Source organism: Niastella sp. (assembly GCF_045805085.1).
Taxonomy (GTDB): Bacteria; Bacteroidota; Bacteroidia; order Chitinophagales; family Chitinophagaceae; genus Niastella.
This window is the reverse complement of sequence record NZ_JBJMLX010000425.1, coordinates 1-15,039: the sequence shown is the minus strand read 5'-3', so window position 1 is coordinate 15,039 and position 15,039 is coordinate 1. Positions and strand designations below refer to the sequence as shown.

The following is a 15,039-nucleotide window of genomic DNA, read 5'->3' as shown; positions in this document are numbered from 1 at the left end:
CAGCCGTACCACTGCCGTAGTTAAGCCGATGTTGAGCGGATCAATGAGTTATGAAAAATTGGACTAAGATGGTAGTTCGATGGTACTGGAATGGTAGGGTAATGGCCTAAGTATTGCCTGGGAATGGCCTACGTATTGCCTGGAGACTCTAGTGCTATAGGCCATTCCCAGGCAACTGTTAGACAACTGTTAGACAACCGTTAGACCACTGTTAGACCACTCCCTGAGCATCCTGAGGCAACTCTCAGGCACCCTTCCCATTCATTCCGGTCCAGACCTCCTGGCAGACTGATCCATGACTTCTCCCACACTTCTCCCGGTTTTTCCCGGTTTCTCCAGTGAAAGGTGGGAGAAGTCCGGGACATGCCCTGGACCATGTCGGGACAAGGGTGGGAGAAATTGTAGTTTAGTGCATCGCAAGTCACCATCTCAAACATCCTTCCATCCCATACATCCCGGTTCAGACCGGGCTCGTATATGTTCGGCAATTGCAATGCTTTTTTCCGATGACATTCCTTTGTTCTGTACAGCCAAAGCTTTATCTTTCATCTACTTAAATGTACATATAGTACGCCAATACAACAGTGGCCTCTATATGACACATAACTTCAACTGGCTTTCAAAACTGCTAATTAATTGACGATGAAAATAATTTTGGCCCTCTTCTTCTTTTTCAATTCAGTAACAACTTTAAAAGCACAGGAAATTATGTCGCCAGACACAAATGCGGTAAAATCTATTGACGGCATTGTAAAAGAAGTACTGAAACTTCAATCTGGCGAAAGCGGTAAGAGAAGAAACTGGAAGGCTTTACGAAACTTGTTTTTGCCTACTGCAACATTTACAATTTTAAATAACAGTGATTCTTTGCAGCGACCGACCGAAACAGTTAGTCTTGATGGTTTTATAGAACTTATGCATGACGACTATTACGAAAAAGGCTACATCGAATATGAAACGGGTAAAACCATTGATGAGTTTAACGGGATTGCAAATGTATTTCAAAGCTTTTATGGTAAAGATTCTGAAAATGAGGAAGCCCGGGGAATAAATAGCTATCAGTTAGTTTATTTTGGAAAAAGGTGGTGGATTGCCAACCTGCTTTGGACATTGGAGACTGATAAAGTAAAAATTCCAAAAAAGTATTTGCGTAAGAATTGACCTGTTTAGGGCCATTATATTCTAAGTCAACGATTTGGCCATGGTCGTGGGGGTGTAACCATAGTGCTTTTTAAAGGCGCTGGTGAATGCGCGGATCTTTGTGTAGCCCAATTGCCGGGTTATTACTTTCAGGTTCGCCCCGGCATCGAGTAGCTGCAGGCTTCGCTCCATCCTTATCCGCAGTTTGTATTCGCGAATGGTTTCGCCATATAATTTCCTGAATGCTTCTTGTAATACATTTCGGCTAACGCCTAATTGCAGGGAGAGTTTGGCGGCCTGCTGGCCAATTTTGCATTCGTCGTCCAATATTTGTTTGTAACAGGTTACTGCCGACAGTACCCGCCGCTTGAACATCTTTTCAGTCTTCATTTTACATTGGTTTACTGGTAAACGATAAAATCAGCCTTGTTTAACCTCCTTCCTGGTAGAAGTGGCTTTCGGTATATTCCAGGAACTGCAGCGGACTGGTAAATACCATCTCCAGTGTATGTTCCCGGTCGTAATCATCACGTACGATCATCCGGTTGTTTTTCGTAAGGCGGAAATACAACGCATACATGATGACCCTTACTACAAGGGTACAGTAAATTTCGGCCTTGCCTTTATGGTACATGGCCCACATCTTGTCCTGGGTCATGGTTTGTAAAGCACGGGTGCCGGAGAAATGAAAATCGTCTATAAATGTATTGAAGGGCTGGCAGGGGTATATCAAGCCGTAGTCAACATAGGGCTCCGGTGGCGGCTTAATGGGGCTCACCACAAATACACTATCATCCAGGTTCATTATAAACTCAATACCCTGGGGATTGTCGTAGATGCCTAAATGGTCATCTAAAAGCGTATATATATGTTTGGCTGCCCTCGTCATCTCCTGGCAAAGGTTTATGAATGGTTAGTGTATCAGTGTTTCTTTGAATAGTTGGTGACATAATTGATAAGATCGGCCGGCTTTTCCAGTTTCTTTCGCGCTATCCATTTCAGGTCTTCATCTTCGTCTTTTACCTGGATGCGGCCATCTTTTTTCTGGAAAACCAGTTCCCAGCAACTGTCGCCACTTTCATACAACACGCTTATAAAGGCCGCGCCCTGGTGGTAAAGTTCGAGTAGCAGTTGCGGCGTGGCAAAATGTAATTGTTCAACGGTTTTAATGCCGGTCAATTGGGTGAATGCTTCTATGGTGCTGTCTTCTATACAAATTTCCATCACATACCCTGTGTCCAATAAAATACCCGGGTAAGGGGCGGTCATATTGAACGCGCCGTCTTCCAACAGATCGCTTTGTACGCCAAACGGGTTGGTGTAATACCCCAGTTGGCTTTTCAGGAATCTGGCTATTGCATTGTCAGCTGGTTGTTTGTTGGCTGGTTTCATCTGCAACGGTTTAATGGTATCCAACTATAGCCAATTTGCGGCTTATTGTTAACGTTATATTACCTTCGTCGTGCCCGCCACTCTGATGGACTTTGTCCATAAAAGTTCCTGAAAGTGTTGTTGAAAGAACTTATGGAAGAATAATGCAGCGTAATGGCTGTTTCCTTGATTGATTTGCCCGAGCTTAAAAGGTATTTTGCATGTGCCATGCGTATCCTTAACCGGTACCGGCCAATGGGCGCGCCATACCGGTATTTGAATACAATCTGCAACAAATTGCGACTAATACCTGCATCGCTGGCCAGCGTAGCTGTACTAATGCGGTTGGCTGGGTCATCATCTATTAATTTTTTAACCGCCTTTGCCGCATTCATTAGTTCCTTTCTATAATATCTGTAAGTTCTGGCCATGCCGCCTGTTTAAATGAATGTGCGGATCAGTGTCATTCCGTAACTTGTTTTATAAGTCCGCAACCACATTCATCTAAAACTGCGTTGCCTTTCTATTGTTCTTAACAGGTAATAAAGAAGTACCAGGGTAATAACTTACTACTTCAGCAATACAATCAATGAAATGGATAGGGCGCTACAAATCTTCCCGCTCTCAAGGACGGGTTCGGTCTCAACTTTTCCTAATGCAAGTTACTGAGCTCATTACTATTTAAAGAATCAATCAGTTCATGTTTTGCACTTTTGATTTTTGACTTTCATCGTTTTGGCAAAATCCGGAATAAAGGTGTTTTTATATCCTACCGGTTTTGAAGACTAATATCGTAGGGGTTTCTGAAAGAAAGCAGTTTATATATGGGAATACAACTGGTATGTTCACCTTTATTCAAAAGAAAAATATTTTTTTTTGCCCATAATCGGGTTAAAATAGCAGGTTTTAATGCAGGTATTCTTAGAATGTGGATAAGGGTTAGTAAAGAGCAGGCATTTTTTGGATGAAAGTGGGTGAATGGCCGGATGGCAGAAGGGTAGCGGACAAATTGTGTCTTATTAATGATTAGGTTAATATGATGGTGGTTGGTTATTGTGCAGACCGTAAAATTATTGACCTGTATCAAGTTGCTGGGTTATTCTACAAAGTTTGAACAGATTTATAACAGATTCTGCCGCTTCCTTCGTTATTTTTGCGCCCTTCTTAGGGGACATCTTTAAATTTCGATAAAAAGTGATCGGGCCGGTTACAAAAACAACCCCGGCGTTTACTATTACTATGATAAAAGGCAGTACGTATTCTGATGCGGAATTACTAGCAGCCATCAGAAGAGGGGATCAGCTGAACAACGCCATTTATTTCATTTATCAGCAGTATTCACAAACTATCCAGGCTTTTATCCTGGCCAACGGCGGCATGCCTGCCGATGCGGAAGATATCTTTCAGGAAACGGTGGTAACCTTCATCGACTCCGTAAAAAAAGATAAGTTCCGCGGTGAAGCCAGTGTAAAAACTTTTTTAACTGCCATCGCCCGCCATCTGTGGTTGAATGAATTGAAAAAAAGAGAGCGGAGCGAAATGCGGGAGAAAGTGTTTGAGAATAACCGCGATATGACTGAGCTGGATGTAAGCCAGCATATGGCTAACCGGGAAGTAAGACAACAGTTCCTGGAAGTGCTTGGGAAACTGGGCGAGTCCTGTAAAAAACTGCTCACCCTTTTCTATTACGAGAATATGTCAATGAAAGACATTGTACATCACCTGCCCTACGAAAATGAACAGGTGGTGCGAAATAAAAAATACAAATGCCTGCAATCACTTACGGAAATGATAAAACAAAACCCGGTGATTGCCCGGCTGGTGAACAAACTGTGATTAATTTATGGAAGACCGCAATGAACATTTACTGATCAATTTTTTCGACAGAACCCTGGAGGAAAGGGAAATGCGCGAAGTAGAGGAGTTGATCAATACCGATCTGGAAGTGCGTAACCAATGGCAATACCTGCAACTGGCTGTGGAAGCGGTGGAATATGCGGCGTTGTACGACCAGGTTGCTGCGGTGAAAGAAAATTTCAGGACCATACAACCGGTTGAAGTATTACAACCATCTAATAAAAAGAATGTACGTGTTATAATGCGTCCATTTATGCGGGTTGCTGCAGCCGTTTTAGTACTGATCGTTGGCACAATTGCCTATAAATATTTTACGGTGAGCGCAACACACGTGTATGAAAAAACGTTTATTGCGTACAACCTGTCAACTACCAGAGGGCAGGCTACCATCACTGATATAGAGCAGGCATACCGTAACAAAAACTGGAACGGGGTAATTGCCGCCGCTAACTCGTCTTCCTTAACTGATAATAAAGCCTTATTCCTGGCCGCTATGGCCCACCTGCAGTTACAAAACTTTGCAGCAGCAAACAAGTTGTTTGAACAGGTATTGCGTAACAATTCCCAAACGGGTGATGATTACTTTCAGGACGAAGCCCAGTTTTACCTGGCTATGAGCAACCTGGCCGATAATCATCCCGCGCAGGCTATTATATTGTTACAGCAAATACGGGCTGATAAAAATCATTTGTATCACCAACAGGCGATGCAGGTGGGAAAGATGGATCTTCAATTATTGAAAATCAAGGCGAACCGCTAGTAAAAAGAAATTTTTAAAAAAAGTTCGATTACGCGGTTACATCTCTTTCAACAGCTTTTACTAATTAATAGAACAGCTCTTTTAAATGATACTTTCAATCGTGAAGATCTGAATCATAATATCGGAAACCTGGGTACCTGCCTCGGCGGATACAACAGAGAAACCTGGATGGTTCCATCTTCACGGATTATCCCTACGCATTCGTGAGGATCTGAATCATAATATCGGAAACCTGGGTACCTGCCACGGCAGATACAACAGAGAAACCTGGATGGTTCCATCTTCACGGATTTAACTTTGCATTCGTGAGGAACGGATCATAATATCGGAAACCTGGGTACCCGCCACGGCGGATATAACAGAGAAACCTGGATGGTTCATTTCTCACGAATTTTTTTGCGCTATTTAACCCTAAACTCTAAGGTAATGGCATCTCTGGGGATGCCTTGGTATTCACCTGATTTCACACACTGATTTAGTTTTCGGTAACCGGACTAGTCCGGTTACCTTTTTACATTACACGATCAAAGCCGCTCTTTATAAAATATTTCCCGATGGAGTCGGGATAAACTCTAAAAGTCGACGTCTTGACCTCAAAGGATAACGCAGTATCTGCATTAGTCCGGAGTACACACATCAGAGCAATTTTAATCCGTATTTCTGTGTAAGCTACGTCGACTTTTTTCTTCTTTTAACGTAGACTATTCCCAACAAGACTGCCACCACTGCGCCTATAACAAGCAACCAACGGTACCAGGTAACCACCTGCACCAACGGCTGGTTATCCCCTGTGAGAATTAAATGTGCCCAATAGTTGGGCGTTTTGTATAAAGCATTGCTATGCAGGTAATCGAGCTTTGCCTGTCGCAATGCTTTTGATTTTGTATAGCCCCTTTGCAGATAAATATGAAATTGATGTAAAATGGCAGCAGTAGCCTCATCATCGGCTTTCCATAAACTGTTTACCATACTTGCACACCCCGCATAGGCAAAACCCCGGGTAAGACTCAGCACGCCTTCGCTGTTCACTAATTGTCCGTGCCCCGTTTCACAGGCGCTGATGATAATCAGTTGCGTTCCTTCCATATTCAACCCATATAATTCTTCCAGATACAAGGCATCCTGCGTGGGTTGCTGCGTTTGGGGGTAGAAGGCGATAAAAGAGGCCGCGCTGTTGCCGGTATCGGCAATGGCATGCGTAGCCAGATGCACAACTGGGTATTGCTGCAGGCGTTGCAGGAACTGTTCTTTGGTGGCCTGTTGATTGGTGAAGGAGAGCCCCGGCAAATCAGCGATCTCCTGTGCCGATGCCGGTAATTGTTGCATGAAAGTATATTCCGGGTGTGGAAAGCGCTTACCCGCTTGCGCAAAGGGTGCAAAGGCCAGGGTTTGCAGACTGGTATTGGCATGCTGCTTTCTGGCCGCCTGCGCTACTATGAACCGGGAGGAAAATTGATAACTGATCTCGGTTGTTTCCAGCAGGGTTTTTGAGTGGGCGCCTGCTTCTGCGGGCAATGATTCAAACGGCAGGTAATATAAGATGTTATCGGGTATAATGATCCATTCTGTGGCGCCGCCGGTTAACGCCTGCAATGGTTTTACCAGTTGCCGGTACAATTGTTGGCCCCAGGGCGCGCCTTTGAAGCGGCGGCCGTTTTCGGAATTTTGTAAAGCCGTTAACCAATGCGTAATGGCAGGTTGCATGGACGCAAATGAATCGATGCCCGCTTGTTGAAACCCCGACCGGGTAATAACAAAGACGTTCAATGTATTGCCGGTTGCGTAAAAACTAATCACCGCCTGTTGCCGGCCAAGGTATTGTTGCAGCGAATCGGGGCGGGGATATGTTTCATTGTATTTGAGCTGATAATACAAACTGTTTTGCTCCAGGGCATGCTGCACCTGCGCCAGTTGAATTTCATACCCCGCTTTTTCATTGGCCAGGGAAACCAGGGCGGCGCTGTCCTGCGTTTGATCGCTGCGGATACTCAAACGGGCCAGGTTGTATTTGATGTTCCGTTCCTGTTGTACCAGGGCGGGATCGATACCGGGTAATTTGCGGAACCCTTTTTGGATAATGCCACTATACATCACCGATGCTTTGTTACGTTCCGCCATAACGAAGGCCTGCTGTGCATAGCCTTTGTAGGGGTGTAATGCATGTAACTGTAAACATACCGTCACGGCGTTTTTATATACCTGCTGGTTATTGTTCTTCAAAAATAATTTGGCTTCGTCGGTATCGTAGCTTTTTTCAATAAACCGCAACAGGGCTATAGCGCTGGTATAAGTTTGCAAGGCCGCCTGCAGATAGGTTTCGTTATGGGTGGCTTTGTATAATGTATCAAAAGTAGCAGCCTTTTTAAACAGCGCATCAAAGAGGCGGTAGGAGGTAAAGTTACCGGTAAACTGGACGGGGTTCGCCCGCACATTATGATCGTTGAAATGCCCGCTGAAAACAATAATAGCCTGTTGCAGGCTTTGTAAAGCGGCTTCGTATTGTTGTTGATAGATCAGCCAGTCGCCCCGGTACAAATAATACATGCCCGTATACATACTATTGGCGGGCGCTTTGTTGGGTGAGGTGGATTGGGCAAAACGCTGCAGGTAATAACCGGTTGAATCGGGATGCTGCAGCAACAAATGCGTATGCGCCAGCTCGTTAAAAACCCGCGGCAGGGTAGTGGTATTTACCTGGTGAAACCAGTTCAGCGCCTGCTGGTAATTGCCCATGGCTTTATAGGCCAGTCCCAGGTTTAAAAAGATCTGGCTGGTAAATACTTTTTGCGAATAAATGGTTTTGTAGATGGCAATCGCCTGCTGGTATTGCCCCATTTTGTAGGAGGCCGCGGCCATATTGTTTTCGATGTTCACCACCCAGGTGGCGTCTTTGGGCGGTCTTTTATTAATGATCTCCAGCGCCTGCGTAAAATAATTGCGGCTTTGTAAATAATTGCCGTTCTCATAGTATAAAACGCCGAGGTCGTTATACAACCGTTCTTTTTCGGGAATACCGGGAAAGCGTTGCGCCAGGGCTTCGGCCTGCAATAAAAAATAACTGGCCGAATCAAAATTGTTCAGGTGATACCAGGCAGAACCGGTGTGCTCGGCTATTTCGTATAACAGGGAATCGCTCCATTGCGGGTGCTGTTGTTTTATGCGTTGAGCCTGCAGATAGGCTTTGATGGCAGGTGAATAACTGGTTTGTACATCCAGCAGAATGCCCATATGCTTATGGGCGTAGAACAGCATGGAATCCGGCACTTCACCGGTTTTTCCGGCCAGTGCAATTATCTGTCCATAAGCGGCCATCGCCAGGCTGTCGGTAGCATCGGTAGGATTGGATAAATGAAAGAGGCGGTCAGCCTTTTTATACAATGCCAATACAGCGGGCGGGGGTTGAGCCGGGTTGCCGGTATGGTACGAGCAAACCAGCCAGGTGGCCATCAATAGCCAGCCTTTCCATACGATGCCCCGTATTGTTGCCTTCACCGGTTTTCCCATGGGTTAGGCGAAGATATGGTGTTTGGATATAATATAGCCGTTATTGGGCGATCCCGGCAATAATGAGTAATGGTGGCCGCGGTTTGCCATTTACGATGTGGTAGCTCAACAAGTTTGTCCGCTTGAATTGCACTTCATTGATCAGGGACGCAGGAATGTTCGTTGCCTTATCGTAATACACCACCTTTACCGAGATCTGTTGTTGTGCTTTTTTACTATTGTCGTTGAGAGAATATAAGATATTTATAGTTTTCGTGTCACCGTTCTTTACGTTGGGGCCAAAAAGGCCGTCGGTGAGTGATTTTTTCAGGTTGATAAAACCGTTCTTGGTACGCACGCGTAATTTCTGGTCATTGGCTTTTGACCCCGGCGTATTGTTATCGAACGAGCACTTGTTGTTGCCGTTTCCGTTATTGTCGGGATAGTCGCTATCGTCACTTGGATCGCAAGCGGGAGGTGCCACGGGGTTGGCGTTAAAAACAGGTTTGGCCAGCGTGTCGTTGTTCCCGATCACGTAAATACTGTCGAGGTAGGTAATTCCGCCCAGGATCAGCTGGCTGACGCAGGTATCGTGGGTGCCATCTTTTACAAAACCAACCAGGTAACGTACGCCGGTTTCGCTTTTGGATACGTTGATGACACCGGTATTTTTATTGAGGCTGAGCCCTTCGGGCCAGGAGAGATAGGTTCCGGTTATACCGGTGTTATTAGTTGGACTAACCATGTATTGTCCGTTTACCGGTTGCAGGTAAATGATGCTGTCCCCATAGTTAGGCGAATTGGGGCATTGGTTCGGACTTAGTACAACATTTCCATTGGCAGGCGTATCCACAAGCGGATCGGTACCTGTTTCAGTATCATTTCCTGAACGACTTGCTTTGTTGCAGGCAACAAATACAAATAACATTACCAATGGTGATAATAGTAGACAAGTGCACAGTCTGCTTTTCATGTATGTTTCGGTTTTACGCGGGAATCAAACTTTCAGACAAGGTTTGGTTGGGCGCCAGCGTGTATCACCGCATTTCAAACGGATACGAACAGACAAATATTCGATTTTTGGATAATAATACACGAATATATATTACACTGCTATTTATTCAACTGGTTATCATGAATTAACAGCTAATGATTTGTACCTAAATTACAATAACAGCTGCTCTTAACCATATGCTTCTGTCTAGAGCTATTCCCATTCCACCAAATGCAAATCCTGTTCCTCAGAGGTATAGATAATACTCTTTCAACAATTTTACAAACTCCGGGGTGTAAACGCGATCAATTTGTTGGATCGTCAGGTCATGGGTAGTTGCAAAATCGGCATTGCTACGGGTATATTGTAAAATTGCCCGGAAAGGGGCATGCCTGGGCGATTGTTTTACCACCAGTCTTTCTATAAGGGAAAACCTGTATTGATTGGCGAGCTGATCGAAATATTCCCAGCGATGATAGGGGAGCAGGATGCCAAACGAACCATGCGGTTGCAGGTTATCGTCGATAACTTTTATCAATTCTTCGAGGGTAAGAAAGGTGCTGTGTTTGGCTATTTGTTCCCGGTCATTGGCCGAAAGGAGATCGGATTCGAAGAAGGGTGGGTTGGAAATAATAAAATCGTATTTCTGCGGAAATTGAAAGGTGCGGGCATCGCCCTGGAATACGGTCAGGCGTTGTTCCCAGTCGTTTTGGCTGGTGTTTTCCTGTAATTGCTGGTATGCGGCCCCATCGATCTCAATGCCGTGGATCTCGTTCTGAGAGCGTTGAGCGAGCATCATCATCAACAAACCGGTTCCTGCCCCAATATCGAGTATTGTGGAGTTCTGTGGAATTTTATCCGGGAACCACGCGCCCAGGATGCAGGCATCGGTGCATACTTTCATAGCACAATGCTCCTGGTTTATTATAAATTGTTTGAACTGGAAATATGAGTTGGACACGTTTAGGGTGTTATTCTTGATAACGAACTAAAAAACTAATCTAACTTACCATTCCGCCCTGGCTGTAGGACTACTGCTTAATTCAGTAAAATCATTCTCCAGGTATTTATAATAGGCTGTCATTGCTATCATGGCGGCATTGTCGGTACAGTATTGAAAGGCGGGAATAAAGGTGCGCCAATTGTGTTTCTGTCCCATTTCGGTAAGCGCTTTGCGTAAACCGCTGTTGGCGCTTACGCCGCCGGCAATACAGATCTGATCGATACCGGTAGTACGGGCCGCGGCTTTTACCTTGTTCAGCAAAATGCTGATGATGCGGTGTTGAATGGAGGCGCAGATATCGGCCAGGTTCTCCTCTATAAATTTTGGATGGTTGGCCGTGTTCTCCTGCAGGAAATACAGGATGGCGGTTTTTAGACCGCTAAAGCTGAAATTCAACCCGGGGATCTGTGGTTCGGGAAATTTGAACCGGTTGGGATCACCCGTTTGAGCGTATTTATCAATGAGCGGTCCGCCCGGGTAGGGCAGTCCCAATAATTTGGCGGATTTATCAAAGGCCTCACCGGCGGCATCGTCCATGGTTTCGCCGATCACTTTCAGCGAAAGCGGCGATTCACATAGTACGATCTGGGTATGCCCCCCGCTTACCGTAAGGCACAGGAAGGGGAATTCCGGTTTGGGGTCTTCAATGAGATTGGCCAGCACATGCGCCTGCATATGGTGCACGGCAATAAGCGGCACATTCAGCGCCAGCGCCAGCGACTTGGCGAATTGCGCGCCTACCAGCAGGGAGCCGATCAAACCTGGCGCCTGGGTAAAGGCAATGGCATTCACACTTTGTAACAGGTTATGAATCGATGATTCATCGGTAGGTTCACCGCTTTGCTGATTGGCTTTTTGCAATGCGGCATACACTACCGGCACTATATTTTGCATATGGGCGCGGCTCGCCAGTTCAGGCACTACCCCGCCATATTGTTCATGCACGGTTTGATTGGCAATAAAATTGGAAAGAATGACGCCATCGCGGCAAATAGCAGCGGCAGTTTCATCGCACGATGATTCGATTGCTAAAATTGTTATGCTCACGGCGCAAAGATAAAGAAAGGCAACCTGGGAACAAGGCGACTATGTAGTTCAAAGTTCAAGGTTCGTAAGTTCTTAAGTTATTGAGTTTGTTAGTTCGTTAGTTGGTGTCCTGAACGATAAGGCAGCAGCATCGAACGCAGTGAGGCTCAGTATTTTTGTATTTGTTTGCCGTTTGCCGTTTCCCGTTTGCCGAAAAGCCCACCTGTTCACATAAGCCTTTACCGAAGTCGATTCAACATTCATCATTGCCGATTCACGATTTACTTACTCCTAATGGCTACCACAGGATCCATTTTAGCAGCAATAGAAGCCGGGATAATACCAGCGAGTACGCCCACAATAATACAAATGGAAATGGCCAGAATAAGGATGCCGGGCGCTATAAACACTGTAAACCCAAAGATGGCTTTGGAGGCCAGGGTGAGTGCGAATACTATGGAAAGTCCCAACAGCCCGCCCATAATGCAGAGGAACGCGCTTTCGAGCAGGAATTCGGTCAATATAACGGAGCGTTTGGCGCCAATGGCTTTTTTCAGTCCGATCTGCGAGGTGCGTTCGCGCACGGTCACAAACATGATATTGGCCACCCCAAACATGCCCACCACGAGCGAGAGAATGGCAATGGCCCAGCCGCCTTTATTGATGCCGCCAAAGATCTCACTGGCAAAACTGCTGAAGGCGTCGATATCGTTCAGGGCAAAATCATCTTCCTGCGTGGGTTTCAGTTTGCGGATCGATCGCATGGCGCCGGTAAGTTCATCACGCAGCTGTTCCATAGGCACCGATTGTCTGGCCTGCACCATAATGATGGGATTGCTGTTTTTTTCGCGCACCATTTGTTTCATAAAACCCAGGGGCATCAGAATGCTGTTGTCGTATTCCCAGCCGCCTACAAAGCTTTTGCCTTGTTTTTTTATCAGTCCGACCACGAGGGCGCGTTTGCCTTCTTTCAGAATAACGGTATTACCCACGGCTTTTTCGGCTTTGCCAAAAAGGGTTTCGGCAATGGTATAACCCATTACGATCACATTGGCGGCAAAGTCGTAATCGGCGGGTTGCAGGTAACGGCCGAGTTCAACTTCTACGGGTTGAATATTTACAAAATCCTCAGTGACGCCATAGTAGTTCACACTGTTGATGACATCGTTTTCGAACCCTACATAACTGTTGGTATTGATATTGAAAGCCACGTTGGAGGCGGCAGGTACTTTTTCTTTCAGCAGCCTCATTTCTTCTGAGCTGGGGGAGGGGCGTTTTACATAGCGCCACCAGGGATAGTCGGGGCCACCGGCATACACCCATTTATCGATGTATACGGTATTGGTGCCAAGCGCCTGAATGTCTTTCTGAACCTGGTACTCAAGACTATCTACCGTGGCCAGCACGCTGATAATGCAAAAAATACCAAAGGCCACCCCGGTCAATGACAGCAAGGTGCGAATTTTGTGGGATTTAAATTCCTGCCAGGTTAAGTTGAGGCTACTGCCCAGAATTTCAAGGACTCGGCGCATAGTCAAATATAAGAATATGGACGTTTTTTATTGAGCCTTTGTGGTTTATGGTTGTTTTGCATTGTAAGCGGTAGTTCGTGAATCGTCAAACGTGAAACGGCAAACGCCCCACCTCGGACAGCCTGAATAATAGCAGCACCTTAAACCCAAAACTCAATAACTAACAAACTAACAAACTCAATAACTTACAAACCTAATAACCTGCTATTTAATTATCATAATAAACTAACTGTCCAGGAGCGCGTAAACGTTTCCCCGGCAACCAGCTTATTGATTCCCTCTTTCTCCTGAAGCTGCTGGGTAGTGGCAACGCTGTCGGCTATGCCGCACCAGGGTTCTATACAAACAAAATCGGCGTTTTTGGCGGCCCAGATGCCGAGGAAAGGGAAACCGGGATAATCGAACCGGAAACCACGGGGTGTTTTACCGGAACCTAAGGTTACAATAGTTGAAGGCATGCCCTTTAATACCAGTGCATCCTTTTGAAAGAGGTCTTTCGTAAGGTTGAGGCGATTGGTGTTTTGTAACAAGGGTAAAGGCGTTTGTTCTATCAGCCCGTCAGGTGAAATGGGCCAGCGCGGCGTGGTTTCAACCTGGTTAAATTGTAAATAATAATCGGTGTATTCGGTTCCCGGCGCCAGCGGGATTTTAAAGGCCGGATGGGCGCCTACGGAAAAATACAGGTCTTCCTTGTCGGGATTTACCACTTCATAGGCAACCGCCAGGGAATTATCAACCAGGGTATAGCGGATGCGAAACTCAAACGCAAAGGGATACACGGTAGCAGTTTCTGCATCGTTGCGTAATAAAAATGTAATGGTATCGGCGGATTGACTTTCTACTGCAAATTGTTTATCGCGGGCAAATCCATGACGGGGCAGCTGGTAGGCCTGTCCGTTGTAGTAATACGTATTGTTTTTTAATGTGCCTACAATGGGAAACAGCACCGGTGAGTGTTTGCCCCATATGGCCGGATCGCCGCCCCACATATAATCCAGTTGATGTTCTTTTAAGATCAATTGGGTGAGCTCGGCGCCTTTGGCATTGATAACGGCTTTTAGCTGGTTGTTTTCGATTGTAAACATGGTGGAAACTAATTGATATGTTGACAGGTTGAAAAGTTGACAAGTTAACACGTTGACAACGAAATAACAAAGCAATAGTTCAATCAAAGCAGTTTTCCTTAAGGAGGTAACTTGTGAACCTGTTAACCCGTTAACTGATTTTTAATACCTTCAATGGATGGATACTTTCGATATAGTAACAAAACTGCTCATCTCTATTTTAATTGGAGGCATTATTGGTTCCGAACGGGAATATCATAATAAATCGGCGGGGTTGCGCACGCTGATGCTGATCTGTTTGGGAGCTACCCTGTTCACCATTTTTTCCATGGAAATCGGCGAGCGTACCTCGCCTGATCGTATCGCCAGTAATATTGTAACCGGTATTGGTTTTGTGGGTGCCGGGGTGATCTTTAGGGGTGGAACCGGCATTAACGGCGTTACCACGGCGGCCACTATTTGGGCCACCGCTGCATTAGGCGTAGGAGTGGGCGCCGGTCATCAGTATATAGCCCTGGCGGGTTGTATTGTGCTGGTGGGCATTTTGCAATTTTTCAAAATAATTGAAGAATGGATCGACCGGATCAACCGGGTGCATACGTACGAGATCACCTGCACTTATCAGGACAAGGTGTTTGAGCATTATGAAGACCTGATGAAACGGTACGACCTCACTTATAAACGGGGCAGGTTAAGCCGTAACCAGCAAACCTGCAGGGCTACCTGGGATGCTGGCGGTTCCAAAAAGAACCACCAGGCTTTTATCAGTCACATCCTGAATGATGCGGCCGTGCAGCAATTTGTGTTTT

14 protein-coding genes are annotated in these 15,039 nt (G+C 45.8%); 4 read left to right on the top strand and 10 right to left on the bottom strand.

Features of this window, described 5'->3' with window-relative positions:
• Positions 1-642: 642 nt before the first annotated feature.
• A complete protein-coding gene (locus ACJ751_RS22315) occupies positions 643-1,161 on the top strand; it encodes a hypothetical protein (RefSeq protein ID WP_407747744.1) in 519 nt (172 codons plus the stop codon).
• Positions 1,162-1,182: 21 nt separating this feature from the next.
• Here ACJ751_RS22315 and ACJ751_RS22310 read toward each other — a convergent pair whose 3' ends face one another.
• The 4 genes from ACJ751_RS22310 to ACJ751_RS22295 are packed head-to-tail and all read right to left on the bottom strand — an operon-like array spanning position 1,183 to position 2,942.
• Positions 1,183-1,530 (bottom strand): helix-turn-helix transcriptional regulator, encoded by a 348-nt coding sequence (locus ACJ751_RS22310; protein ID WP_407747743.1) that lies wholly within the window; start codon positions 1,528-1,530, stop codon positions 1,183-1,185.
• A gap of 40 nt (positions 1,531-1,570) precedes the next feature.
• Entirely contained in the window at positions 1,571-2,029 is a 459-nt protein-coding gene (locus ACJ751_RS22305; RefSeq protein WP_407747742.1) for a hypothetical protein, read from the bottom strand.
• Positions 2,030-2,061: 32 nt separating this feature from the next.
• A complete protein-coding gene (locus tag ACJ751_RS22300; protein ID WP_407747741.1) occupies positions 2,062-2,532 on the bottom strand; it encodes a hypothetical protein in 471 nt (156 codons plus the stop codon).
• Between the two features lie 59 nt (positions 2,533-2,591).
• Positions 2,592-2,942 carry a helix-turn-helix domain-containing protein gene (locus ACJ751_RS22295; protein WP_407747740.1) on the bottom strand — a complete coding sequence of 117 codons (351 nt, stop codon included), beginning with the start codon at positions 2,940-2,942 and terminating at the stop codon, positions 2,592-2,594.
• Between the two features lie 763 nt (positions 2,943-3,705).
• Here ACJ751_RS22295 and ACJ751_RS22290 point away from each other — a divergent pair.
• Together ACJ751_RS22290 and ACJ751_RS22285 are read left to right on the top strand one after the other, a co-directional pair.
• The gene (locus tag ACJ751_RS22290) at positions 3,706-4,347 is read left to right on the top strand and encodes an RNA polymerase sigma factor (protein ID WP_407747739.1); all 642 of its coding nucleotides are present in this window, start codon (positions 3,706-3,708) and stop codon (positions 4,345-4,347) included.
• A 7-nt stretch (positions 4,348-4,354) separates the two neighbouring features.
• Positions 4,355-5,128, top strand: coding sequence for a tetratricopeptide repeat protein (locus ACJ751_RS22285; RefSeq protein WP_407747738.1), 774 nt, complete (start codon positions 4,355-4,357; stop codon positions 5,126-5,128).
• A gap of 669 nt (positions 5,129-5,797) precedes the next feature.
• Here the strand turns inward: ACJ751_RS22285 and ACJ751_RS22280 are convergent.
• The 6 genes from ACJ751_RS22280 to ACJ751_RS22255 form a co-directional block, all read right to left on the bottom strand.
• Entirely contained in the window at positions 5,798-8,620 is a 2,823-nt protein-coding gene (locus tag ACJ751_RS22280) for a CHAT domain-containing protein (protein ID WP_407747737.1), read from the bottom strand.
• Between the two features lie 52 nt (positions 8,621-8,672).
• Positions 8,673-9,584, bottom strand: a complete 912-nt coding sequence (locus ACJ751_RS22275) for a hypothetical protein (protein ID WP_407747736.1) — start codon at positions 9,582-9,584, stop codon at positions 8,673-8,675.
• Positions 9,585-9,852: 268 nt separating this feature from the next.
• Positions 9,853-10,509, bottom strand: a complete 657-nt coding sequence (locus ACJ751_RS22270; protein WP_407747735.1) for a tRNA1(Val) (adenine(37)-N6)-methyltransferase — start codon at positions 10,507-10,509, stop codon at positions 9,853-9,855.
• A gap of 102 nt (positions 10,510-10,611) precedes the next feature.
• Positions 10,612-11,655 carry a tRNA (adenosine(37)-N6)-threonylcarbamoyltransferase complex transferase subunit TsaD gene (tsaD, locus tag ACJ751_RS22265; RefSeq protein WP_407747734.1) on the bottom strand — a complete coding sequence of 348 codons (1,044 nt, stop codon included), beginning with the start codon at positions 11,653-11,655 and terminating at the stop codon, positions 10,612-10,614.
• Between the two features lie 260 nt (positions 11,656-11,915).
• Entirely contained in the window at positions 11,916-13,166 is a 1,251-nt protein-coding gene (locus ACJ751_RS22260) for an ABC transporter permease (RefSeq protein WP_407747733.1), read from the bottom strand.
• A gap of 215 nt (positions 13,167-13,381) precedes the next feature.
• Positions 13,382-14,251 (bottom strand): aldose 1-epimerase family protein, encoded by an 870-nt coding sequence (locus ACJ751_RS22255; RefSeq protein WP_407747732.1) that lies wholly within the window; start codon positions 14,249-14,251, stop codon positions 13,382-13,384.
• A gap of 157 nt (positions 14,252-14,408) precedes the next feature.
• On the opposite strand from ACJ751_RS22255, the gene ACJ751_RS22250 reads away from it, so the two are divergent.
• A partial coding sequence (locus tag ACJ751_RS22250; RefSeq protein WP_407747731.1) for an MgtC/SapB family protein occupies positions 14,409-15,039 on the top strand: 631 nt, incomplete at its 3' end.